This is a genomic window from Bacillus sp. GW823-FHT06A11 (assembly GCF_058795355.1).
The window spans coordinates 119,282-144,322 of sequence record NZ_JBXAHS010000001.1 but is presented as its reverse complement, the minus strand read 5'-3'; the positions used below and the strand labels follow the sequence as shown (position 1 = coordinate 144,322).

Here is a 25,041-nt window from a genome sequence, read left to right as displayed (position 1 = left end):
TGGTACAATGAAAGCTAATGTGAAAAATAAGGAAAAGAAGTGGTCTATTTGAAAAACTTTTTAGAATTAGGAATTAGTGAAACTTTTAATCATACATTACGTGAAAATGGAATTACAGAAGCAACACCAATTCAAGAGAAGGCAATTCCTGTTATTATGTCAGGTAAAGATATTATTGGGCAGGCGAAAACAGGAACGGGTAAAACGTTAGCATTCGTGTTACCGATTTTAGAAAAAATCGATCCAGAGTCTAGTGATGTTCAGGCTTTAATTGTTGCACCAACAAGGGAACTAGCCCTGCAAATTACAACTGAAATTAAAAAAATGCTTGTTCAAAGAGAAGATATTAATGTACTAGCGATTTATGGTGGGCAAGATGTAGCACAACAGTTGAGAAAATTAAAAGGTAATACACATATTGTTGTAGCAACACCAGGACGATTATTAGATCATATACGACGTGAAACAATTGATTTAAGTAATCTTTCAACGATTGTACTAGATGAAGCGGATCAAATGCTTTATTTCGGTTTCTTATATGATATTGAAGATATTTTAGATGAGACACCTGGTAGTAAACAAACGATGTTATTCTCAGCAACGATGCCAAAAGATATTAAAAAATTGGCGAAACGTTATATGGATGAGCCGCAAATGATTCAAGTACAAAGTGAAGAAGTAACGGTAGATACAATTGAACAGCGTGTCATTGAGACGACAGATCGTGCAAAGCCAGATGCACTTCGTTTTGTTATGGATCGTGATCAGCCATTTTTAGCAGTTATTTTCTGTCGTACAAAGGTTAGAGCAAGTAAGCTTTATGATAATTTAAAAGGACTAGGTTATAATTGTGCTGAACTTCATGGTGATATACCTCAAGCGAAACGTGAAAGAGTTATGAAGAGTTTCCGCGAAGCTAAAATTCAGTACTTAATCGCAACGGATGTAGCAGCTCGTGGACTTGATGTAGATGGTGTAACGCACGTATTTAACTTTGATATCCCTGAAGATGTAGAAAGTTATATTCACCGCATTGGCCGAACAGGACGTGCAGGTGGATCAGGTCTTGCAATTACGTTCGTTGCAGCGAAAGATGAAAAACATTTAGAAGAAATTGAAAAAACGCTTGGTGCACCAATACAAAGAGAAATAATCGAACAACCGAAGATAAAACGTGTAGATGAAAATGGAAAACCGGTACCAAAGCCAGCTCCGAAGAAATCAGGTCAAAATCGTCAAAGAGATAGCCGCGAAGGTTCGAGAAGTGAATCAAGACGTGATTCTAGAAATAGCTCAAGAAATGATTCAAGAAATAGTTCGAGAAATGAAAACAACCGATCATTTAATAAGCCAAGTAATAAAAAAGGTAGTACAAAGCAAGGTCAGCAACGACGTGGCCGTTAAATAGGTATTATTGTCAAAGAGTCGCAAAGCGTTGCGGCTCTTTTTTTATACAAAGAAGTCGATACAAGTACAAGGGAGGTGTTAAAGAGTAATTCTTGAAATTTCATTCACCGTATTAAAATATTTTAAAAAATCCATAAAGGAAATAGAAAGTATGGTGTTGTATATGTACGATAATAGGAAACTTTTTGCAAATTAAACATATAATTTTAATAGACCGACAGTCGGTCTAGTGAGAAGGAGAACTTGAATGCGAATTGTAAAAGAGTATGAGGAGCGTAGAAAGGAAATTTTAGAAATAGCTGAGCGTTTGTTTCTTACGAAAGGCTATACGAAAACAACCGTGAATGACATTTTAAAAGAAATTGGTATAGCAAAGGGGACGTTTTATCATTATTTTAAGTCGAAGGAGGAAGTAATGGATGAAATCATTATGAGGATTATTAAAGAGGATGTCACTAAGGCGAAAAGGATTGTCTCCAATCCCGATATTCCAGTTTTAGATAAGTTATTTAAAATTTTAATGGAACAATCACCAAAATCGGGAGATGTAAAAGAAAAAATGATTGAACAATTCCATCAACCAAATAATGCAGAAATGCATCAGAAAAGTTTAGTGCAGTCCATTATACATTTATCTCCTGTATTAACGGAAGTTTTAGAGCAAGGAATAGAAGAAGGCATATTTTGTACCTCATACCCACAAGAAACGATTGAACTGTTAATTTCCTCAGCGCAAGTCATATTTGATGATAGTTTATTCCAGTGGAAACCTGAAGAAATGATAAACAGAGCTAAAGCTTATATCAAAATGATGGAAGCATCTGTCGGAGCGAAAGAGGGATCTTTTGATTATATGATGGAAGTTTTAATTAAACAGAAATAGTGATTTTCTGTTTAAGTATTATCGACCGACAGTCGGTCTAGGTTAAATGAAGGATGTGACGAGGATGCCAGCAAGTATTCAATCTTCCTTGAAAGATTTTCACTTAATGGTAAGTGGTCAAATTATTACTATTTTAGGTTCAACACTATTACGTTTTGCTCTCTCACTATATGTGCTAGATATAACAGGGCGTGCAGATATATTCGCAGGGTTATATGCGGTAACGAGTATTCCGTTTCTGCTAGCACCTCTTGGCGGAGCAATAGCAGATCGTTTCAACCGCCGTAATGTAATGGTCATTTTTGATTTTATAAACGCTGCTATTGTATTAAGTTTTATAGTTTTGTTATTAACTGAATCGGTATCTATTTTAATGATTGGAACAATTATGTTTTTACTAGCAGTCGTTAGTGCAATGTACGCACCAGTTGTAATGGCGAGTATTCCTCAATTAGTTCCAGAGAAAAAGTTAGAACAAGCAAACGGTATCGTAAATGGTGTGCAAGCATTATCTAATATAGTTGCACCTGTACTAGGAGGAATATTATACGGCATAATTGGTTTGAAAATGCTCGTAATAATAAGTTGTCTCGCTTTCTTTTTATCTGCAATTTTAGAAATGTTTATTACAATACCATTTATAAAAAGAATACAGGAAGGCCATATCGTACCGATAATTGTAAAAGATATGAAAGAAGGTTTTCTTTATGTTTTAAAGCAACCTTTTATTTTGAAGGCTATGTTACTTGCAGCTTTACTAAACTTAATTTTGACACCGTTATTTGTTGTTGGAGGACCTATTATATTACGAGTAACTATGCAGAGTAGCGATACGATGTATGGAATTGGAATGGGATTAATTGATTTTGCAACTATATTAGGTGCATTGTCAATCGGTTTCTTTGCTAAAAAGTTACAGATGAAAACATTATATAATTGGATGCTTATCATAGTTTTATTAGTAATACCAGTGGCACTATCAGTTACACCGTTTACTCTTAATTTAGGATACTATCCACCATTTATCCTCTTTATACTTTCTTCTCTTCTAATCGCAATGACTATGACAATTGTATCCATCTATGTGATTACTGTAGTCCAAAAGAAAACACCAAATGAAAATCTAGGAAAAGTAATGGCAATTATAACAGCGGTATCTCAATGTATGGCGCCAATTGGGCAAGTCGTATATGGTTTTATGTTTGAAGGATTCAGTGCGAAAATTTATTTACCTATATTTGCTATTAGTTTCATAATGATATTAATAGCTATAGTGACGAAGAAAATATTAAGAAATGAAGGGAACTAGCTTCATATGATTAGGAGAATGTTAAAAAGAGATTTCTCTAAAAATAAAATGATAATTATCATTTTATTTATGTTTATCAAGTTATCAAGTTTTTAATGGCTAGTGCTTCAAGTAACGTTATAAATCTATGATCGATTGTTTAAAGTATCAAGCGCACCGCACGTCGTACAGATTCATACCGGAGAAATAAATCAAAAGTCAATGGATTCATTTGTAGAAAAAACTCCTTTTGTAAAAAAGTAGCAAACGGCAGAGATGATCCAAGTACAAGTAAACGGGTATAACATTTTTATACAAAATAAAAATAAGGCGAACATAATAGCGTAATAGATATTAGTTCCGTGAAACAAAACGCTAATTTTAATTTTTTATTAGATTTAAATAATAAAGTGATACAGATTAGTAAAGGGGAAATAGGTGTACCGATTTATTTTATGCAAAAATACAATCTGCATATTGGAGATGAAATATGGATTATAAAAAATAATATAGAACAAGAATTTACTATATCAGCATGTGTTCGTGATGTTCAAATGAATCCATCAATCGTTAGTTCAAAGCGATTTGTAATAAGCAATGAAGACTTAGAAAGATTAAAACGAAATTTGGGAGAAAGAGAATATCTTATTGAATTTCAGTTAACAGATGTAAATTAGATAAATGAATTTGAAGATTTATACCAGTCATCGAACTTACCTCAAAAAGGTCCCTCTATTACTTATCCTCTTTTTAAAACACTTAATTCATTAACTGATGGAAGAATACTATCGGGAAATTAGTGTTATGAAAGCTATCGGCATTACAAGTAAAGATATTCAAAAACTATATGTAACAAAATATGTTGTTATTTCAGCTGGCGGATGTATATGTGGATATATTCTTTCACGATTTGTTACAAAAGTATTCACCTCAAATATCGCTCTTTATATGGGGGCAGGAAAAAGTGATATACGGATAGATTTACAGCAATCTGAAAATATAGAGCAACGATTTAAGGGCGTTATATCAAGAATATAACATGTTAGGTCAAACAAACCTTGATATAACAATGTTTGTTTAACTTGCATTTATAAAATATTTACATTTTATAAATGCAAGTTATCCAAATCAACGTAATTATAAACATAAACATGATTAACACCAATCGTTTTACGTGACATTCGTATATTTTAAGTCTTTGATAAATAATACAATTTAAATTTTGCAAATCAGTAGAATGAGGAAATATGCTTAGAGTATTAGCGAAACCCAACCCTAATCAATTCTTCATCATTTATTTCAATTACGAAGCTATATTCTTTGTCTAATAGCCAGTAATAAAAACTGACTGCATCAACGTCAACTAGTGATTGGAATACTTTATCAAGATTTGTACTTACTACAGGGATTTCATAGTTATCCCATATTATAAAAATCTGTTCATCAAAATCTAGTTGGTTTGCTCTAATAAGGGAAATTAGTTGTTCTTTGTTCGAAGCTATGAATTGATTATCTATCTGTTCCCAATCTATTCTTCCCGAGATAGTTATAGGAAATGAATTCATTAAAATAGTAGCAATCTGCTGGCTTTTTTCTTGGGAGAAAATGAGAGTTTCGTTTCCTAGGGATTCAAGGCATTCACTAAACAAAGGGTTTGTGTCATTGTTGTTTTTGGTTTTCAGTGCTCTTAACTTTTGTCGCAATTTCCATTGTCTTGACGGTCTATCATCCATTTTTAACATTCCTTATACAATTATTTAAGAATGAGTATAGCATATAAGGGAAGTCTTTATGAAAAGGGACTTTTTAAATATAAATTAAACAAAAGCGTTATTTGAAAAAAGGGCCTTTTACGGAAAGATAAGAGGCCATCAAAAAATATAACAACATGAAAATTTTATATTATGTATATACAATTTGAAAAGTTGGTGGAAATAATAAAATGTATAAAATTCTTATAAAAAAAGCCCTAGGATTAGGGAATCTAGGGCTTCCTCTGTTGGTATATCTCACACGACATTATAAAAAGAAAAGGACTTAATGAAGATAACACATGCATGTTTCGTAAATGTATCAAAAAAGTGAACAAAAGCGTTATTTTAAGGACCATGATATATCATCAAGGGCTTTATAAATATAACTATACATTCGGTAAAAGAGATATTTCGGATTGTATTTTTGTTTCCAGTTCATAATAATCACCCCTCATACAAACAGTTTAATTATATTGTACAGTTATTAATGTGAATGTTAAGAAAAATTGATATGAATTAAGGTGAATTTAAACAAAATAGTTATTGTAATTAAAAAGCAGTTAACTTTTGAAGTGAACCCGAATAGTGGTACATGAAAAAAACACCTCCTGAATTCGCATACTTAGTATGCGAATTCACTGGAGGTGTTTTTGGTTTGAAGACAAGAGTTCATTACCCAGAAGAAATAAAGTGGAAAGTGGTTGAAATGAAAAAGGATGGATATTCCAACTGGACAATTATGGAGAATTTTGGAATTAAAAATGTTTCCCAAATTAAGACGTGGATGAAGTGGTATCGTACCGGTCAAACGTACCATTTTCAACAACCTGTAGGAGAACAATATTCTTATGGAAAAGGGCCAAAAGCGTTAAATGAATTGGAACAGCTACGGTTAGAAAATAAACAGTTAAAAACAAAATTACTGATATGGGGAAAGTATCTGGAAATCGAAAGAAGTTGAACCCGGAAACTGTAGTTACTTTATGGACCGATTAAAAAAAAACTAACGGTAAAAGAATTGTGTAATGTATTAGAATTACCCCGGTCTACATTTTATCGTTGGTTATAACGAACAGTGGACCTAAGGGATAGAAGAGAAAATAAAGGATGTTTGTCTTCGGCATAAATTACGATATGGATATCGAAGAGTGACCGCAACTCTTCGGAAAATGGGGCTGTGTGTAAATCATAAAAAAGTATTATGAATCATGAGGCAAAATCAGATTCTCTCAAAAGTTGGTCGAAAGAAAAAGAAATATATCAGTGATGCGGAGCCAGTAGTAGCCCCTCATCGATTGGAACGCCAATTCGATGCATCCGCACCAAATGAAAGGTGGTTTAGGTGTTTTGATAGGTGTCCCGTTTTCGGGGTTCACTTCAAAATGTAGGAGTTTTTTCTTTGTTTGAAAGTTCAAAAAGATATATAATAATTTTCTGACTATTAATTTATGGAGGGGTATTAATGAAAAATGAAACGTTACACACACAAGAAGACATTTTAAAAATGCTTGATTCATTATTAAGACCTGCAGAACCTTTTTGGAATGAATTTTATGAGAATAGAGAAAAGGATGTTCCATTTTTTGAAAATGTTCCAGATGAGAACTTAGTTTCGTATATACAAAAAGAGAGAGTTTCAAAAGGGAAAGTATTAGAACTTGGATGTGGTCCAGGTAGAAACGCCATTTATTTAGCGACTCAAGGGTTTGATGTAACCGCAGTGGATTTATCTGTAGAAGGCATTAATTGGGCTAAAGAAAGGGCATTGGCAAAAGGGGTAGAAATTCATTTTATTTGTGATTCAATTTTTAATTTAGAGGTTCAAAACGAATTTGATTTTGTATACGATTCGGGCTGTTTGCATCACATTCCACCGCATAGAAGAATAAATTATGTGGATTTAATTAAAAACTCATTAAAATCGGGTGGTTATTTCGGATTAACATGTTTTGCGGCAGGCGACTTAGATGAACGAAATGGGTCAGAAATAACTGATTGGGACGTATATAGAGGATGGAGTCTAAAAGGTGGTCTTGCATACTCGGAAGAAAAGTTACGAGAGATATTTAAAGAATTTGAGGTAATTGAGATTAGAAGGATGGAACAAATGAAACAACCGAATGAAATGTTTGGAGAATCATTTCTTTGGACAGCATTATTTAAGAAGAAATAAGAAAGTAGATAATTGACAAACTCATCGTTTTTATAGACAATACACTCATAGGAATGTACGTTCGGTTTTTTGGCCGACTTATGTTTTACATAAATATATAACAAGGGGCTGTCTCCATATGAGTAACACAAATCAAAAAATTACTACGTTTTTAATGTTTGAAGGCAAAGCTGAGGAAGCAATGAATTTTTATACGTCGCTATTTGATCAATCGGAAATTGTAAGTATTTCTCGCTACGATGAAAATGGACCTGGTAAAGAGGGAACTGTAATTCATGCAACTTTTACGCTAAATGGCCAAGAGTTTATGTGTATTGATAGTTATGTAAATCATAATTTTACATTCACTCCAGCTATATCTCTTTATGTAACTTGTGAGACAGAAGAAGAAATTGAAACGGTCTTTCATAAACTAGCGCAGGATGGAGCAATTCTTATGCCTTTAGGTTCTTATCCGTTTAGTAAAAAGTTTGGCTGGTTAAATGATAAGTATGGTGTATCTTGGCAGTTAACTCTTGCTGAATAAAAAAGAAAAATCATAGCTTATTTGTTTAAAGGATTTAGTTAAAAGCTTGAAAAATGAAATAACATAAAAAAGCGTTCCAACTGTTAACAGATTTGGAATGCTTTTTTTATGTGGAAGTGAGTTGTTTAAAACTTACCAATTCTACGATTAGTTTAAATGAATGGAATAGATGTGTAATTCTTTGTCTTTTTAGAATTCTTTGGTAATTATTTGCATTTATCTGTTAATATAAATATAGACAACTATGTATGAACTATCAGGCAGGTTAATAGAAAAAGGAAAGCATTAAGCTTACACATTGAATGCAACTAGATCGTTAGGAGGACTAATCGCGATGGATACTACACAACAAAACAGCAATGCATGGGATAAGAAGGTTGAAGAAGGTTCTAGATACACGCAGCCTGTAAGTAGCGAGATTGTTGAGAAAAGCAAATCAGGTGAATGGGAGATTACAGTCACTACGGAAAAATCAGTTCCTAGAGAGTGGTTTCCAAAGTCATTAGATGGATTAAAGATACTTTGCTTAGCATCAGGTGGTGGACAACAAGCACCTGTTCTAGCTGCTGCTGGAGCAGATGTAACAGTAACTGATATATCTAAGAAGCAATTGGAACAAGATGAAAAGGTAGCAAAAAGGGATGGTTTGTCTTTAAAAACCGTACAAGGAGATATGTCAGACCTTGGTGATTTTGAGGATGATTATTTTGATATTGTTGTAAATCCTGTCTCTAATTTGTTTGTAAAAGATGTTCATCTTGTATGGAATGAAGTTTCTAGGGTTTTAAAGAATAAAGGTATTCTTATTGCTGGATTTACAAATCCGTTACTATGGATCTTTGATGATAACCAAGAACAAAAAGGTATTCTTGATGTTAAACATTCAATTCCTTCATCAACATTGGATTATTTACCAGAGGATGAAGTTCAAGATTACATCGATTCAAATCAAACAATAGAATATGCGCATACTTTAGAAGACCAAGTCCAAGGCCAAGTTGAAGCTGGTTTTGCTATAACAGGTTTTTTTGAGGATGATTTTGGTGGAACAAGGATATTAGATAAGCATATTAAAACATTTATTGCGACAAAAGCTATAAAGTTAAAGATGGATTAAGAATTTTTGCTTGTCATACGGGGCGTTAGTCGAAGAATGCTCTTAAAATAGAAAAGGATGGTGCTTCCCATCCTTTTCCTTATGTATTTTGAGTGTCGAAACTATTCTCAAAACAAGTTTTACACTACCAATTGTATAATTAGGTTATGCTTTTATATTAAGAATTTTGCTGACCGAATCTTTTCCCGAGTTTAGCTAACAATTCAGGTTGATCGCTTTGGCTCATTATAACTTCAATAAAGATAAGTTGATTCTTATTAAAAGTTATATTTGTTAAGACTTCTGCTAATTCTGCTTCATTTTCTACTTTAAATGTTAGACTTTTTTCTTCTGATCCAAATACCATTGATAGTTTATTGTAATCCCACATTTGTATATCATTATAAAGTTGGTTTTGGCCGTGAATGGCACGTTCAACAGTGTATCCGTTGTTATTGATTAAAAATATAATCGGTTTTAAATTTTGACGTAGTATAGTTGATAACTCTTGGGCAGTTACTTGGAAAGAACCATCACCAATAATTAAAATGTTGCGCCGTGATAAATTGGCGAGCTGTGTACCAAGTAGAGCGGGCAGTGTATATCCGATAGATCCCCATAACGGTTGTCCTACATATGCAGTGTTATTAGGTAGAGGGATAGCAGCACTACCAAAGAAAGGTGTTCCTTGTTCTACAATTAAGATGTCGTTTTCTTGTAAGAAATGGTACATTTGCTGCCAAAAACGTTTTTGTGTGACCATTTGTGCTTTTGGATTGAACTCTTCAGTAAAAGGTGATGGTGCTGAAATAAATGGCTTAATTTCAAGAGTATCTTTATTACGATGCGCAATTGAATCACTTAAATGTTGTAAAACATCCTGCATTACAACTGGACCGTATTTTTTATCTATAATTTTCACAGTGTAGGGATGGATTTCTATAACTTGTTCTTTTGTAAAACCTTGTGTGAAGCCGCCTGTAATAGTATCAGTTAACTTCACACCAATACTAATAATACAATCAGATTCATCAATTCTTTTTCTCAAGTACGGAGAACTTACATCACCAGTATAAATCCCTATAAATTGAGGGTGTTTTTCTGGGAATATTCCTTTTCCCATACTTAACGTCGCGATGGGAAACCCAGTTTTTTCTACGAATTGATGTAAATTTTCTTTAGCGTGAAATCGATCTACTTCAAAATCAGCTAAAATTACAGGTTTTTTGGCATTATTTATTATTGAAGTGGCATGTAGAAGCATTTTATCCAACGCTTCTTTATTACTTAAAATCGGTTTATATAAAATTGGTTCTGTAGGTTTATTAATTGGTTTATTATACACATCAATCGGCAAATTAATATGAACCGGGCGTTTTTCATTCCAACATGCGCGTAAAACACGGTCAATTTCCTCAGCAGCATGCTCAGGTGTTACATTTGTTTGTGCCACAGTGATTTCTCGATACATATTGGAAAAGTGATCGAACTTTCCATCTCCTAACGTATGATGGACGATTGCTCCATTTTCCATTACTTTTGTTGGTGGCGTACCCGTGATTTTTATAACTGGCACGTTTTCCGCATATGAGCCAGCAATACCGTTAATAGCGCTTAATTCTCCAACACCGAAAGTAGTAATAAGAGTAGCGATTCCTTTTATGCGAGCGTACCCATCTGCTGCATATGCAGCATTTAATTCATTACAATTGCCAATCCACTTTAACTTTTCATGTGCCACCACATCATCTAAAAAGGCAAGATTATAATCACCAGGAACCCCAAATATATGTTCAATTCCTAATTCGTGTAGTCTATCCAATAAATATGTACTTACAGTGTATTGTTTTTTCAAATGAATCAGCTCCTAATTATGCAATGAATGTTTCAATAGACTGAACAAGTTCTAATGCGTTGATTAAAATATTCATTACTAGATTGTGGTATAATTTACATACAGGGGGAAAGTAGATGACACAACATAAAGAAGAACAGATGAATGAGGCATTAGCATTATTTTATTTTGCATATAAAACATTTACTGAAAAGCCAGATGAAATTATAAAAGAATATGGCATTCAACGAGTACATCATCGAATTTTATTTTTTATCGCACGTTTTCCAGGGATAAGTGTAAATGAGTTATTATCACTATTAGAAATAAGTAAACAAGCTCTTCACGGACCGTTACGTCAACTTGTGGAAAAGGGCTTAATTGAGAGTAATGAGGCTATGCATGATCGACGTGTAAAACAGTTGTCTTTAACAGAAAAAGGTGCAGATTTAGAGAAAAAACTGAGTGATGTACAAAGACAACAAATGGGTGTTATTTTTTCAAAATTTGGTGAATCATGTGAGGACAATTGGCACCAAGTTATGAATGAAATGGCAAATAGCCGATCAGGTTTTGATGCTTGGGTATCAAAACGGGAAATACCAGTCGATCAAAAATAATGAAAAAACTTCTGTTTTTATCGTTTGAAAAAGAACAAATTTTATCCATACATTTGGCAACTATGATTTGGTCATAGAGTGAATGGATAAAAAGATACATTACTAGATACTTTATACGTGTACGCAATGGAACAATAAAATTCACATTTCCGAAAGGGGAATTATAATGATAAAACTTGTACTTATTCGTCACGGACAAAGTTTATGGAATCTTGAAAATCGCTTTACTGGATGGACAGATGTTGATTTATCAGAGAACGGATTAAGTGAAGCGAGAGAAGCAGGAGCAATATTAAAGAAAAACGGATATACTTTTGATGTGGCTTATACATCTGTATTAAAACGCGCAATTCGGACGTTATGGATTGTACTTCATGAGATGAATCTTACTTGGGTCCCAATACATAAATCTTGGAAGCTAAATGAAAGGCATTATGGTGCATTGCAAGGGTTGAATAAAGATGAAACTGCTCAAAAATATGGTGAGGAGCAAGTTCATATTTGGAGAAGAAGTGTTGATGTAAGACCACCGGCTCTTACTGAAGACGATTCTCGATATGAAGCGAATGATCCAAGATATAAAACACTCAAAAAAGGTGAATTCCCATTAACTGAATGTTTAGAGGATACGGAGAAGAGAGTACTTGCTTATTGGCATTCAGAAATTGCGCCGACATTAAAAAGTGGTAATAAAGTAATTATTTCATCACACGGTAACACAATTCGCTCGCTAGTAAAATACTTAGATAACCTTTCAAGTGATGGTGTAGTTTCATTAAATATTCCAACTAGCATTCCGCTTGTTTATGAATTAGATGAAGATTTACGTCCGATTCGTCATTATTATTTAAGTATGGATGGAGAAGTACCTGAAGGGGAAATTCCGAAACATATTTCTTTTTAATACGAAAATTTGAAATGGATGCTTGTCTACATATACAATGTAGACTCATGGTAAAGTAAAACTTTAATCAGTGGGGGTCTTATTGCCCACAAATAGCAGGATAAAAGACGTGGCACCTTCTAATATATATGCGATGTAGCTAAATTTAGAAGCTTGTCCACGTCTTTTGTCATAAAGAGAGCAGCTTGCGCATGTAATGATATCGTGAGTAGTTTTTGAATGGAGGGTGATGTGATTAATGATCTCTAACATTCGAATTGGCTTATTTGTTTTAGCGATTGTCTTTGTAGTCCTTGTTTTCTTTTATTGGAAAAATGAAGAGTTGTACGAGGAGAAGAAGCAACGTATTAGAAAGACTTGGTATGGTTTGTTTATCATATCTGTCACTGTGTATTTCATGATAAAAGGAATCGATTTAACCCACTGGAAAAATCTTTTAATGTTTACTGCAATGGTTATTTTTGTTGATATTGCGTTCATTTTAACACCTAATATTTCAGAAATATGGGGTGCGAAATTTACCGATATTGGCAAGACAGTTCAATCAATAAAACGATCATTAATTGCATCTAAAGCGAGAGGAGAAATATACACGACAATTATTCAAAATGTTAACCCATCAGTATTCGGTACGATGGAATGGCATACAGAAGAGGAATATACAAAGAGCTTAAATGCATTTTTAGATTCATATGGGGAAAAGATTGGTGCGAAAATTGTTGTTTTTGAAGCCGCGAAAGAATTAAATACAAACTTTCGGGGTATTCGCTCGCAATTTAGTATTATCGTTCCGTTAGAACATATCGAGCAATTGAATGAGCAGAAAGCGGTGCAAGTAGAAAATGTCGGGATTATACCAGCAAAAATAGTAAGTGACGTTTTCATTATTATTGATGGAAAGAAAAATAACCTGCAAGATCGAGATTTTGAAAATGTATATAATTTAACAATACATCATAGTTATTTTAGTAAATAAGGACAGAATCTTCTTCTGTCCTTTTCTTCTATACATAAATTAAAAACAAAATCCGACAAAGTTGAATAAAATTGGACAATCATTCCTACACTAGCATGTAGAGGTGATTATAGTGGTAAAAGATTATGACAATGATTTTTTTAAAGAAGATAACGAAGATACAACCGATTTCTCTTTAATAAAAGGTGATACGTTGCAGCAAGTAGAAGAATTAGAAGAAGAATTAAAAAGAAAATCATAAGTGTACACTCTTTCTATATTTGCTATATAATATAAATAAAAGGTTGTATCTTTTTGAAAAGGGGGAGAAGAGATGGCTGAAGTCAATGTACAAAAGTCTTCGTTTTTTAAAGAAAAAAAAGAAGAATCAAATACAGATTTCTCTCTTGTGAAAGGTGCATTAACGGAGAATATAAATCGGTTAGAGAAACTGATGAATAATAGTAGTTCAAAATATATACAGGTGAAAAGAACAAAAGAAAATGCATAGAGCATTTTCTTTTGTTCTTTTATTTAATAGTAAACTTTTCTCTTATTTTTTCAGGCAAATCTGCTTTCTGAATCTCTTCATAGGACTTTACTTCAATTGATGATATTTCATTTTTATTATTATCATCTTGATCTACATAAAGGCGTAAAAACGCGTCTGCATTTAATTTATGATTGTTTTCTTTTTTTGTACTTCTAAATGTAATTTGTTTTTTGACGCCATCTTCATCATATGCGGGCAGCGTATAGTTTCGTAAGTTTCTACCATCTACCTTTTCGATAGTTCCTTCGCCTTTTATCTGCATGTAATATACATCTTTACCAATTCTATTTAGTGACGCTCTCTCACAGCCAATAGTAAAACTAAAAAATAATAAACATGGTGTAATAATTGCTAAAAACTTTTTCATTTTCTTTATCTCCTTTAATGTGTTTCTTTAAAAAGTATACGACTATTATTAAATGTGAAAAATCGATATAGCTTACAACGCCCTTACAATGTTGTAAGAGTGTTGTACATAAAATGAACAATAAAAGTTAAAAGAAAGGTAAAATAATGAATCGTGGTATAATGATATGAGACTTACATATTATTTTTTCATTTTGAGAGGAGCTTGAAAAATGTATTCTACTTTAGAACAATTAACAAAGCACCCTGTATTTTATCATTTTGCAGAAATTTCAAAGATTCCTAGAGGATCAGGTAATGAAAAGGAAATTAGTGATTATTTAGTGGGCTTTGCAAAAGAGCGTAACTTAGAAGTCATTCAAGATGAAGCATTGAATGTCATTATTAAAAAAGAAGCAACAGCAGGTTATGAAAATGTACCAGCTATTATTATTCAAGGTCATATGGATATGGTTTGCGAAAAAAATCAAGCAACAGTACATGATTTTGAAAAAGATCCAATTGAATTACGAATCATTGGGGACATGTTATATGCAAATCAAACAACTTTAGGTGCTGATAATGGTATTGCAGTTGCGTATGCATTAGCTTTATTAGATTCAAAAGAAATTCCGCATCCAGCACTTGAAGTCGTTATCACTACTGAAGAAGAAACGACAATGGGCGGGGCTTTTGCTATTGATCCAAATCATTTTGAAGGAAAGATATTTATAAATATTGATTCTGAAGAAGATCATAAATTACTTGTAAGTAGTGCAGGTGGTGCGAAAGCTGTTGAAACAATTCCCGTAATTTGGGATGAAACGCCAGCGAATATGGATGCATACCGTCTATATGTTGGTGGTCTAAAAGGCGGCCATTCTGGTATGGAAATTGATAAACAACGCGGTAATGCGAACAAAGTATTAGGACGAGTATTACGTGATTTATCAGCACATACGGAGTTTTACATAAGTGAAGTTCACGGCGGATTAAAAACGAATGCAATTCCGCGTGAAAGTGTAGCTACAATTTTAATTCGTACAGAAGATGTAGGACAAGTAGAAGAAAAACTAGAATCATGGACACGTGTATTACAAGAAGAAATGCGTGCTGTTGATCCAGATGTTCATGTTACACTGACAAAATTGGATGAAACAGTTGAAAAAGTATTTGCTAAAGAGACACAAAAGCAGCTTACTTCATCATTATTCTTAATTCCAAATGGCATTCAAAGTATGAGCATGGATATTAAAGGCCTTGTAGAAAGCTCAACGAATTTAGGTGTTATTGAAACGTTGCGAGATGAAATTAAATTACGTAACGAAGTGCGAAGTTCTGTAAGTAGTTTAAAACAACATGTTGCAGAAGAAATCAAATATATTGCTGAATTAGTTGGTGCTACATTTGAAATAGAGTCAGAGTATCCAGAATGGCCATACAATCCAAACTCACAAATTCGTAATTTATTTGAAAAAGTACATCAAGAAAAATACAATAAAGAAATTGAAATCTTCGCTGTACATGCGGGGATTGAGTGTAGCGCATTCGTTCAAAAGATGCCTGAATTAGATGCAATTTCATTCGGACCAGACATCTTTAACGTCCACACTCCAGATGAACATATCAGTATCTCTTCTGTAGTGAATAACTGGGGATTCTTCATTGATGTAATGAAGGGTACGAAAGAATTAGCTAAGTAATAACGACGAAATAAAAAGGAGCCTATAAAAATTTATAGGCTCCTTTTTTGTATTGGAATTTATCCCGCTATTTGCCGGGAAGCCCGATGGGTTCAACTAATAATCAGTGGGGGATGAATAAAACCACTACTGATTAAAGTTTTACTTTATGAGAAGTCATTTTTCGTTAGTATGTAATATTAAGCTTGAACAATTAATAAGGATGAATTGTTGATGTTTTTTAGTACTGATGAAGGGGTGGAGAAATGAAGGAAAGAAAGCATTTTATTGTTTGTATGTTTTTATTGTTCTTCACATTTAGTTTTATTGGTGTTCAGAAAATAATAGCAGAAGAAGTTGAATTTTCAGGAACAACAGCTCCATTGAATGTAAATGTTAGAGAGGCAAAAAGTTTAAATGCAAATATTGTAGATGTGATTCCCGGAAATACAAAAGTATCTTTTAAAGGATGGGAGTATGGTGAAGCGGTTAAAGATTACTGGACAGGAAATTTAGATAATCGTTGGTTTTATTATTTTAAAGATGGAAAAAAAGTATATGTAACGTCAGCGTATATTAATGGAAATCCTCCAAATACATCAATAGATCGTAAATTATCTGTACCTAACATATTACAAGAAAGGTCAAATTGGTGTTGGGCAGGCACTTCGGTTTCAGTTTTAAATTATTTTGGGAAAACTCCATCACAAGATCAGTACGTTAGGTATGTTAAGGGTGGATCATATAATAATCCTGCAACTTCACGTGAAATACAATATGGATTATCGGGATATGGTGTTAGCTCAGCTATAAGTTCTGGAGCAAAATCTTATGATTGGTTCAAAAGTCAAATTAATAGTAATCAGCCGATGATTGCACTCATTATGTGGCAAAATGGAGCTAACATCGGACACTTTCTAGTACTTGATGGGTTTTATAAAGGGACAAATGGAACAGATTATATAACATACATGGACCCTTGGTATGGTGATCATTATAATCATAATTTCAGTACGTTCCATAACAATAATAATTTTTGGTGGAGTGAAACTGTTTATAATATCCATGCAAACTAATAATATTAAAAGCGGGGGTTCATAAATGGGAAAACTACTTAAGCTTGTGATACCGTGCATGTGCTTAATGACTGTTATTATTTTTGCTAGTAAAATTAGTTATGCATCAAAAAATAAAAGTGAATCAGTACAATCGATTGCATTAAAAGATTATCAATATAGTAAGGGAGGTTCTTCAGAAAATTTAAGTTTTGAAAAAATAACAACATCTCCATTTTCGTTACCAATCTATGAAACAATTCCAGCACAGCAAATTTTAAATAGCTCTGAATTTAAGTATTTACTATTACCAACAAATGAAAAGCTATGGTTTATTATGAAGGATGAGCAGCCAGAAGGACTGATTGTTGCGAATGATACTGAACCGATTCGAACGGGCGGAGAAAATAGAAGTAAAGATTTATATGGATTATATAAATCAATAAAAAATAATACAAATGAAACAAAAGATATTATTTATTTCGAATTTGAAGGGCAAGGAATATTGGTAGTAAATCAAAATAATGATCAAGAAATATACCTTAGTAAAGGTGCCGCTGCCATATTAAAACTTCCTGCTGGTCAAAAAGTATTGAGCAGTGAAGTAATACAGAAAATGAAAGAGAGAATTGTAACTGCTTTTGAATAGTTAAATATAAACTGAATAAATATATATATGTATTTAATATGAAATTTCATGTACTGTATTATTTTCGAAAATAATACAGTACATGGTATAAAAAGGATAACAAAAAAAGAGTGTAAGATATTATGAAAAAATGATGATTATAGTAGGAATAGTTGATTCTTACTTATTTTGTATAGAGTTCGATTCAAATTGCACTTCACATTTAAAATATTTAAATAATTCAAACGGAAAAGCTTGACCTTCACACTATGTAAAGGTTTACAGTAAGACAGAAAAGGAGGTTAAGAAATGAAAAAAATAACGAATTTGTGTATGAGTGCTATACTAACCACATCTATTTTCAGTGGTTATGCTCTAGGGAAAGGGATTGAGAAAGTTCAGGCGAAGGAAATTGAAAAAACGCAAAGAAAAGATATGAAGAAAGTAGAGGTACGAAAACAAGTAGGAAAGTATACAATGCCAGATGAAAAAAGCAAACATGAAGGAACATGGCTACAATGGCCTCATGAATTTACATATGGGCAAAAATATCAGCAAGAAGTAGAGCCAATTTGGATTCAAATGACAAATGCTTTAAGCAAAGGCGAAAAAGTTCATATTGTTGCATATGATCAAGAAGAAAAAGAAAGAATTACTGAGGTTTTAATAGATCACGGGGTAAATATGGGGAAAATTGATTTCTTTATCGCACCTACTGACGATGTATGGGCGAGAGATACTGGACCAATTTTTGTTTATGATAATGACAAAAATCTAAAGATATTAGACCCAGGATTTAACGGATGGGGAAAGAAAACACCATATAAGAAAGATGCTCGTCTTCGTGAGAATCTTAGTAAACAGTTAGGAATTGAAAGAATTGATTGGAATAAATTTGTTCTTGAAGGTGGCGCATTTGAATTAGATGGTAATGGAACTGCTTTACTAACTAGAAGTGCTGTAACGAATAAAAATAGAAATGCAAAATTGTCAGAAAAAGATATTGAAAAATATATTAGTGACCTTGGGGTAACAAATTTTATTTGGTTAGATGGAGTACCTAACTTAGATATTACTGATTTTCATATTGATGGATTTGCAAAATTCCACGATAAATCTACTATTATAACATTAAACAAAAAAGATTTATCTGAATGGGGAACGTCTGATAAAGATATTAACAAGTTGTTGCAGGCAAAAGATGCTGAGGGGAATAAGTACAAGTATGTATATCTGCCGCTAAGCAAGAATAATGTTACATTAGAAAATGGGAAGCAACTTGATTATAAAGGTTCATATATTAATTATTATATAGCGAATCAAGTTATCTTAGTTCCTAACTATAATGATCCTAATGATAAAATAGCAAATGAGATGATTCAAAAACTTTATCCTGATCGTAAAGTTGTGGGGATTGATGTAAGAGAGCTTTATAAAAATGGTGGTATAATCCATTGTATTACTCAACAACAACCAATTAATTTAAAATAATATATTTATAGTGTTCAGTGGAGTTTTCTATTTCTTATGAAAACCTGTTTATCTATAGGATAGGTAAAGATGCGATGGCATTTTTACCTATTTTATTTTTTATCCTGCATTAACGGGCAGCTCGAATGATTAAAGTTTCAGTTTATAAGTTAAGTATACCTTTCCTATAAACTGAAGAAACCCACCCTTTTTGAAAAAGCTTAATCAAAATGGATGGATTTTCTACATTAAAAGCTATACTTGCTGTTACGGAAGAAACATTGTCTAAAGGTATGTTTTTACCTTTTAAAAGTTCCTGGTACAATTAGTCTTACTAAAATATCTAAATACAATCTATATTTTTTCTTTTAGCAAGCCATACATGCCCATTACCTTCAGAATACAGAATTACCTTAAATAATAAAAGTTCAGCGACTTTTCTGTTTTTATTTGTAAATGAACCACATTATACTTGGTCAATTATTGTGCAACCTTTTCGAATAAATGATTTTCTTTATTTGAAAATAAGGGTGCATCTATAAAACCATAATGATAAACTAAAATACCTAATTCTACTCTAGAATTAATATGCCATTTTTCTTTAATATGATTAATTATCGTTGAAATTCTTCGAGGGGTAACATATATTTTTTTTGAAATTTCTACATCTGTAAATCCTTTTGCTACATAAATAGCCACTTCTAACTCTCTTTCGGTCAACATTCTTTTCATAAAATACGCTCCTTTGATTATTAGTGAACCATATTTTAATAATTTCTCGTATTGTGATACAAGTTTGTAAAAGAAACTATAAATCCATATAATTAGTAATTGTAACTATATTAATTTTACATTACATTAAAAGTTGGAAAATATTCTTATACTCATAAAGTGTTACATTTGAGGGAGGAAAGATGGAATTCTACAATCTTGGTATTATTATTAAAGAACTTAGAAAGAAAAAAAACATGTCACAATCTGAATTATGTCATGGAATATGTTCACAAAGCCAAATTAGTAAGATAGAAAAAGGTATTATTTATCCATCTAGCATATTGTTGTATCAATTATCTGAAAGACTTGGTATTGATCCAAATTATATATTTGCGCTAACGAAAAACAAAAAAATAAAATATATTGAAAATGTAAAATGTGTAATGAGAGATTGTGTGAAACAAAAAGAATATAATGAGCTTTACGAAATAGTGAAAAAAGAGAAAAACGAAAATAATTTCCAATCAAAAGAAGATAAACAATTTCTATTATGGCATGAAGCGATTGCTATATATTATGTAAATGGAGCAACAATTAATGCTTTTGACATTTTAAATAGAGCACTAAAACAAACCTTAAGTAGTAGTAACTTTTTATCAGAAAAAGAAATAAGCATAATGAATTCAATTGCTATAATACATGCAGAAAATGAAGACTATGAGAAAAGCATAAATATATTAAAACAAAGTTTAATTAATTTTAATAAGATAGAATTCCCTAGAGAAAAAGAAATCAAATTAAGACTCATTCATACGTTAACAAAATGTTTACACCTTGCAAATCAATATGAAGAAGCAATAAAGTATAGTGAAATAGGCATAAAATTAGCTATAAATATGAATACTTTATACTTATTAGGTGAATTGTTTTTTGAAAAAGGTGCAATTTTATTAAAAGTTCAGCACTCTAATGAAGTTGGTTTAACATACATAAAAAAGGCATTATTTATATTTGAATTAACAGAAAGAAAACAATATATAAAAATGATCAAGGATAAATATATTAAAAATCAAGAATAAACAAGAAATAATTCTAACATAAGTTATTCCTAATTGGTATTTATTCCTAAAAAAAGTACTGTAATACGAACTATTCCTAATTGTTATTTATTGCTAAAATAAATACCGTAATATTAGATAAATATAAAGGGTGGCATTTTATGAAATCAAGAGGAATTACTCGTAAAGCAGATAGCATGGGGCGTATTGTTATTCCAATGGAAATAAGACGGAGTTTAGGAATTGTAGAAAAAGATTCTCTTGAAATGTTTATAGAAGAGGACCAGATTATTTTACGAAAATATCAATCACCAAGAGCTTGTGCACTTACAGGGGATATTTCAGACAGCAATATTTCGTTAGCGAATGGGAAGATTATTGTAAGTCCAAACGGGATGGAACTGTTAATAAAGAAGTTACAGCAATATCTTTTAAAATAAAAGGTAAGTAAGAAATTTAAAATAGAATATACTTGGAAAAAGGTCCTCTATCACCATTTAGGGGACCTTTTTATTGTTATCAATAAAATTGAGAGGCCGTAGTTGGTTCAATGAAATACGAATTACCTTATAAATAGTCTGACTATTTTTTATAAAAAAACTATTTATTTACATTTTTTGGTTTCGTGTTATATTTTTAGTGTTAATATATTTATCTTGAAAATTCTGATTTTAAACTCAGGAAAACTTTAGAAAATGAAATACTCTTACTTGAATTGAAAATCATATAAACATAGTTTGAAAGTAAAGTATGAAAATGAATCAGATTTTCAAATTAAATTTGCCAATTTAACGGAGATTCGTGGGGGAAATGTGACTAAGAAGAAATCTCTTATACTCCACGTTTTTTATCTGTAAATTGGTAGTTCTAATAGCTTTGAAGAAAAGCAAAGGAGCAAAAAAGAAGTAGGTAGTTCATTTAATAGAAGATATGGTGTGAAAAAATAAAACAACGGAGGTTTTATAATGAATAAAGGAACACTGCAGATTACAGAAATTGAAGAAATTACTATTCCGAATCTATTGAAGGATAAAATGAAGAATCTAATAGACCATGAATTAAAAACTCATAATCCTTATACTTGTGATCAAGAAATAGCTGCAAGCTTTTCAAGAGAGTGGCTTAATTGTTTGATTGATTATTTAAAGAAAACTTCGAATTCAGACATGAAAAAACTACTACATATGATAAAAGTAGCGAATTGTGGTGGGAACGTACCACCTACTCTTATTAAAAATATTCCATGTGATCCTATGGAAACACTATTACCTGGGGAGAATCGCAAAGGTTTTAATTATGGTGAAGACGAAGACGATAGAATGAAAAAATATTTTTATGCAGAATGGGTCACATGGCTTTTCGCCACACTTTTTAATTATGATGCTTTAATTCACCCATCCGAACATGCAGGGAAAAATAGATTTCACCTCATTTCCCCTTTGAACAACGATGAAGTTTTGCGAAATGTCGGTGCAAGCACCGGTGGTGGGAACTTTTATCAACATAACGATGCCACAGTGTATACAGATATGAAAGACCAATCAGATATTGAAGCAAGATTGAAAACATTCAATACGAATTTAGAAATTGTATCAAATAGACTTAATAAATCCGTGGAACGAATAGTGTCTGAAATTACTTGTGGCAAATTTACTAGAGTTGATGCTCTTTTATTAAAAGGAGTGTTAAATTTAAAAACTCAAACTCATATTGGAACGCCAAAATTACTTCAAAAGCATCTTGAAGAAAATCACTTCAGTAAAGATGACATATTGGCGATAAGTAAAATGCCTATTGCTCATATCGCAGGAATGGCTGATGGTGAAATATCTGGATTTGTAGGGGAAATAAACCAAATTATATTTTTGGATGATAATGGCGATATTATTGCAACTTGTTTAAATGGAGCAGAAAATAGATTGATTTATGTGGGAGAAAGTGAAGAAGAAAAATTGAAATTTGACATGTTTTTAGAACTCTTACGAACAACGCCTACTTATAAGGTTCCACTTACATCTGAAGATTTATTACTTATACCAAATTCATACTATGGTAAACAAACAAATGTAACTCATGGTAGAGAAAGGTTATCTGAGGAAGAATATAAAATCCCGATTGGAAATAATAAATACGGAAGAAGAATTGTTTGCAGGCAATACGTTTCCAGCCGATTACGTGATCAGAAAGAAAGTTACTTTAAAGATTTAATTAACTAGTTTAAAGAGAGGAGGGAAGATGGGGAGGTTTGGGGTATAATAGCTCAAGCCTTCCCATATTCTTTGTATGGATTTTACTATTGAATTACTCATACTACTATTTTTAGTAGCTGTATTAGCAGGATGGATAGATACGATTGCTGGAGGCGGTGGTATGATAACTATCCCGATAATGTTATTAGTAGGTATGTCTCCTTCTGTAGCGATAGCAACTAATAAACTACAAGGGAGTAGCGGAACCCTCATGGCAACAATGATTTTTATTAAGAAGAAAGAAATTAATCTCAAAGATATGCGTTTGTCCATCTTAATGACCTTTTTGGGATCCGTTTTCGGTGGATGGCTTGTTTTACAGATACGGGCAGAATATCTAATCATGATATTACCTTTTTTACTTATTATTATTGGTCTTTATTTTCTATTATCTCCAAATATAGCAAACGAAGATCGACCGAGAAAAATAAGTATGTTGTTGTTTGCGTTAACAGTGGCTCCATTCCTTGGATTTTATGATGGCTTCTTCGGCCCAGGAACAGGTAGTTTAATTGCTTTAGCATTCATTCTTTTATGTGGATATAGTGCTACAAGAGCAACTGCAAATGCTAAGATCTTGAATTTTACAAGTAATTTCGCCGCTTTGTTATATTTTATTATTTTTGGCCAAATCGATTGGACAATTGGGTTGATTATGATGCTTGGTCAAATTATAGGATCATATATTGGAGCGAAGATGGTGCTTACAAAAGGGACGTCGTTAATACGACCAATAGTGGTTATTGTTTGCTTTGTCATGGCAATTAAAATTTTTTTACAAAATATGAACTAAATGTAATCAAAATATTATTTGGATCAAAGTTAGAGTGTTTTCATGTTCTTATTGCAGTATTACGCTGTTTAAGATGTGTTCAAAATTACACAATTTGACTAGTGTAATGTATTGCGTTATGCTTTTTTTAGTATAAAAGAAAGGCTTGAAGATAATGATTCGTCGTTTGAGAAAGCTAAAAAATGTAGCTGTCGTAGTAAGCTTCTAAGTAAATAGCAAAATATATAATACTTAGAAGCGAGGAATAAAGTTATGAAGTATCCATTATTTAATCATTGGTCAGAAACACAGTATATAAAAGATATAGTAACAAATCCACTCATTGAAGTGGGAGAGTACTCCTATTATTCAGGCTATTATAGTCATCAAAATTTTGAAGATGGCTGTGTAAGGTATTTGTGGGGGGATGCTAAGTCTCAAGCACTTTTCAATCCAATTGAACAGATGGGATGGCATCTTGATAAACTCATTATTGGGAATTATGTTTGCATTGCAAGTGGAGTAGTCATTTTAATGGGTGGTAACCATAATCATCACTCAGAATGGATTACAGTATATCCATTTGCTGAGCAAATTGAACAATCATATGAACCTAAGGGCGATACAGTCATAAAAAGTGATGCTTGGATTGGAATGAATGCTATAATAATGCCTGGCGTTACTATTGGTGAAGGGGCAATTGTTGCTGCGGGATCTGTCGTAAGTAAAGATGTTCCGCCGTATACAATAGTTGGTGGAAATCCTGCTAAGGAAATAAAGAAACGATTTACTGATACAGAAATAAATATGTTAATGGAAATGCGTTGGTTTGATTGGGATAGGAAATTGATTGAGAAGGCAATTCCGCTGTTATCTAGTCCATCCATCGAACCATTATTTGCTTTTTATAAAAATAAAGTGAAAAATAAATAAATCAGTTAGAAAAACTACATCCAGTATAGGGTGTAGTTTTTTTATTACAAAAAACTAATAGTTTAGACTAAAGAAAATTCATCTCTAATATAAGTCTAGCAAATAGCTGAATTGAATAATTAAAATCCTTGATAGCTAATAA

General features: G+C 32.3%; 24 protein-coding genes and 2 pseudogenes. 22 read left to right on the top strand and 4 right to left on the bottom strand.

Annotation, left to right across the window (positions count from 1 at the left end; translation table 11 throughout):
- Positions 1–39 precede the first annotated feature (39 nt).
- From AC1Q8L_RS00530 to AC1Q8L_RS00515, 4 genes and pseudogenes are all read left to right on the top strand, one after another.
- Positions 40–1,404: a DEAD/DEAH box helicase gene (locus AC1Q8L_RS00530; protein ID WP_002152922.1), complete on the top strand. Its 1,365-nt coding sequence runs from the start codon at positions 40–42 to the stop codon at positions 1,402–1,404.
- A gap of 250 nt (positions 1,405–1,654) precedes the next feature.
- Positions 1,655–2,290: a TetR/AcrR family transcriptional regulator gene (locus AC1Q8L_RS00525; protein ID WP_001223562.1), complete on the top strand. Its 636-nt coding sequence runs from the start codon at positions 1,655–1,657 to the stop codon at positions 2,288–2,290.
- 64 nt (positions 2,291–2,354) lie between these two features.
- The gene (locus AC1Q8L_RS00520) at positions 2,355–3,599 is read left to right on the top strand and encodes an MFS transporter (RefSeq protein WP_001111723.1); all 1,245 of its coding nucleotides are present in this window, start codon (positions 2,355–2,357) and stop codon (positions 3,597–3,599) included.
- Positions 3,600–3,605: 6 nt separating this feature from the next.
- Positions 3,606–4,550 (top strand): annotated as a pseudogene (locus AC1Q8L_RS00515) (ABC transporter permease); the annotation flags it as partial.
- 287 nt (positions 4,551–4,837) lie between these two features.
- Here AC1Q8L_RS00515 and AC1Q8L_RS00510 read toward each other — a convergent pair.
- On the bottom strand, positions 4,838–5,311 hold the full coding sequence (locus AC1Q8L_RS00510) for a CDI toxin immunity protein (RefSeq protein ID WP_000342709.1): 474 nt from the start codon (positions 5,309–5,311) through the stop codon (positions 4,838–4,840).
- Positions 5,312–5,987: 676 nt separating this feature from the next.
- On the opposite strand from AC1Q8L_RS00510, the pseudogene AC1Q8L_RS00505 reads away from it, so the two are divergent.
- The 4 genes and pseudogenes from AC1Q8L_RS00505 to AC1Q8L_RS00490 all read left to right on the top strand — a co-directional run.
- Positions 5,988–6,672 (top strand): annotated as a pseudogene (locus tag AC1Q8L_RS00505) (IS3 family transposase); the annotation flags it as partial.
- Positions 6,673–6,794: 122 nt separating this feature from the next.
- Positions 6,795–7,505 (top strand): class I SAM-dependent methyltransferase, encoded by a 711-nt coding sequence (locus AC1Q8L_RS00500; RefSeq protein WP_000787496.1) that lies wholly within the window; start codon positions 6,795–6,797, stop codon positions 7,503–7,505.
- Positions 7,506–7,623: 118 nt separating this feature from the next.
- Entirely contained in the window at positions 7,624–8,031 is a 408-nt protein-coding gene (locus tag AC1Q8L_RS00495) for a VOC family protein (protein WP_000072492.1), read from the top strand.
- A gap of 334 nt (positions 8,032–8,365) precedes the next feature.
- Positions 8,366–9,148 (top strand): class I SAM-dependent methyltransferase, encoded by a 783-nt coding sequence (locus AC1Q8L_RS00490; protein WP_000381786.1) that lies wholly within the window; start codon positions 8,366–8,368, stop codon positions 9,146–9,148.
- A gap of 157 nt (positions 9,149–9,305) precedes the next feature.
- Here AC1Q8L_RS00490 and AC1Q8L_RS00485 read toward each other — a convergent pair whose 3' ends face one another.
- The gene (locus tag AC1Q8L_RS00485; protein WP_000745300.1) at positions 9,306–10,982 is read right to left on the bottom strand and encodes an alpha-keto acid decarboxylase family protein; all 1,677 of its coding nucleotides are present in this window, start codon (positions 10,980–10,982) and stop codon (positions 9,306–9,308) included.
- A 116-nt stretch (positions 10,983–11,098) separates the two neighbouring features.
- Between AC1Q8L_RS00485 and AC1Q8L_RS00480 the strand changes: the two genes are divergently transcribed.
- The 5 genes from AC1Q8L_RS00480 (at position 11,099) to spoIISB (ending at position 13,951) form a co-directional block, all read left to right on the top strand.
- Positions 11,099–11,581, top strand: a complete 483-nt coding sequence (locus AC1Q8L_RS00480; RefSeq protein ID WP_000191887.1) for a MarR family winged helix-turn-helix transcriptional regulator — start codon at positions 11,099–11,101, stop codon at positions 11,579–11,581.
- Between the two features lie 166 nt (positions 11,582–11,747).
- A complete protein-coding gene (gpmA, locus tag AC1Q8L_RS00475) occupies positions 11,748–12,485 on the top strand; it encodes a 2,3-diphosphoglycerate-dependent phosphoglycerate mutase (RefSeq protein WP_000594158.1) in 738 nt (245 codons plus the stop codon).
- A gap of 238 nt (positions 12,486–12,723) precedes the next feature.
- Complete coding sequence (locus AC1Q8L_RS00470) at positions 12,724–13,461, top strand: type II toxin-antitoxin system SpoIISA family toxin (protein WP_000624974.1); 738 nt, start codon at positions 12,724–12,726, stop codon at positions 13,459–13,461.
- A 112-nt stretch (positions 13,462–13,573) separates the two neighbouring features.
- Complete coding sequence (locus AC1Q8L_RS00465; protein WP_000237818.1) at positions 13,574–13,702, top strand: hypothetical protein; 129 nt, start codon at positions 13,574–13,576, stop codon at positions 13,700–13,702.
- Between the two features lie 72 nt (positions 13,703–13,774).
- Positions 13,775–13,951 (top strand): stage II sporulation protein SB, encoded by a 177-nt coding sequence (spoIISB, locus tag AC1Q8L_RS00460; RefSeq protein ID WP_000852629.1) that lies wholly within the window; start codon positions 13,775–13,777, stop codon positions 13,949–13,951.
- A gap of 19 nt (positions 13,952–13,970) precedes the next feature.
- Here the strand turns inward: spoIISB and AC1Q8L_RS00455 are convergent, their stop codons facing one another.
- Positions 13,971–14,360 (bottom strand): YxeA family protein, encoded by a 390-nt coding sequence (locus AC1Q8L_RS00455; protein ID WP_000713872.1) that lies wholly within the window; start codon positions 14,358–14,360, stop codon positions 13,971–13,973.
- Between the two features lie 211 nt (positions 14,361–14,571).
- On the opposite strand from AC1Q8L_RS00455, the gene pepD reads away from it, so the two are divergent.
- The 4 genes from pepD (at position 14,572) to AC1Q8L_RS00435 (ending at position 19,194) form a co-directional block, all read left to right on the top strand.
- Complete coding sequence (gene pepD / locus AC1Q8L_RS00450; RefSeq protein WP_000287544.1) at positions 14,572–16,041, top strand: beta-Ala-His dipeptidase; 1,470 nt, start codon at positions 14,572–14,574, stop codon at positions 16,039–16,041.
- A 245-nt stretch (positions 16,042–16,286) separates the two neighbouring features.
- A complete protein-coding gene (locus AC1Q8L_RS00445) occupies positions 16,287–17,096 on the top strand; it encodes a C39 family peptidase (RefSeq protein ID WP_000664543.1) in 810 nt (269 codons plus the stop codon).
- A 25-nt stretch (positions 17,097–17,121) separates the two neighbouring features.
- Positions 17,122–17,724 carry a hypothetical protein gene (locus AC1Q8L_RS00440; RefSeq protein ID WP_000517268.1) on the top strand — a complete coding sequence of 201 codons (603 nt, stop codon included), beginning with the start codon at positions 17,122–17,124 and terminating at the stop codon, positions 17,722–17,724.
- Positions 17,725–18,012: 288 nt separating this feature from the next.
- Positions 18,013–19,194 (top strand): agmatine deiminase family protein, encoded by a 1,182-nt coding sequence (locus AC1Q8L_RS00435; RefSeq protein ID WP_000724491.1) that lies wholly within the window; start codon positions 18,013–18,015, stop codon positions 19,192–19,194.
- Between the two features lie 459 nt (positions 19,195–19,653).
- On the opposite strand, the gene AC1Q8L_RS00430 is transcribed toward AC1Q8L_RS00435, so the two are convergent.
- Complete coding sequence (locus AC1Q8L_RS00430) at positions 19,654–19,905, bottom strand: response regulator transcription factor (protein WP_000827555.1); 252 nt, start codon at positions 19,903–19,905, stop codon at positions 19,654–19,656.
- 182 nt (positions 19,906–20,087) lie between these two features.
- Here AC1Q8L_RS00430 and AC1Q8L_RS00425 point away from each other — a divergent pair, with 182 nt between their 5' ends.
- The 5 genes from AC1Q8L_RS00425 to AC1Q8L_RS00405 all read left to right on the top strand — a co-directional run bounded on the left by AC1Q8L_RS00425 (position 20,088) and on the right by AC1Q8L_RS00405 (position 24,899).
- Positions 20,088–20,966, top strand: coding sequence for a helix-turn-helix domain-containing protein (locus AC1Q8L_RS00425; protein WP_000397972.1), 879 nt, complete (start codon positions 20,088–20,090; stop codon positions 20,964–20,966).
- 140 nt (positions 20,967–21,106) lie between these two features.
- Positions 21,107–21,385, top strand: a complete 279-nt coding sequence (locus AC1Q8L_RS00420; RefSeq protein ID WP_000842216.1) for an AbrB/MazE/SpoVT family DNA-binding domain-containing protein — start codon at positions 21,107–21,109, stop codon at positions 21,383–21,385.
- Between the two features lie 525 nt (positions 21,386–21,910).
- A complete protein-coding gene (locus AC1Q8L_RS00415) occupies positions 21,911–23,161 on the top strand; it encodes a hypothetical protein (protein WP_001032616.1) in 1,251 nt (416 codons plus the stop codon).
- A gap of 67 nt (positions 23,162–23,228) precedes the next feature.
- A complete protein-coding gene (locus AC1Q8L_RS00410; RefSeq protein WP_000347984.1) occupies positions 23,229–23,987 on the top strand; it encodes a TSUP family transporter in 759 nt (252 codons plus the stop codon).
- Between the two features lie 252 nt (positions 23,988–24,239).
- A complete protein-coding gene (locus AC1Q8L_RS00405) occupies positions 24,240–24,899 on the top strand; it encodes a CatB-related O-acetyltransferase (protein ID WP_000876940.1) in 660 nt (219 codons plus the stop codon).
- Positions 24,900–25,041 lie beyond the last annotated feature (142 nt).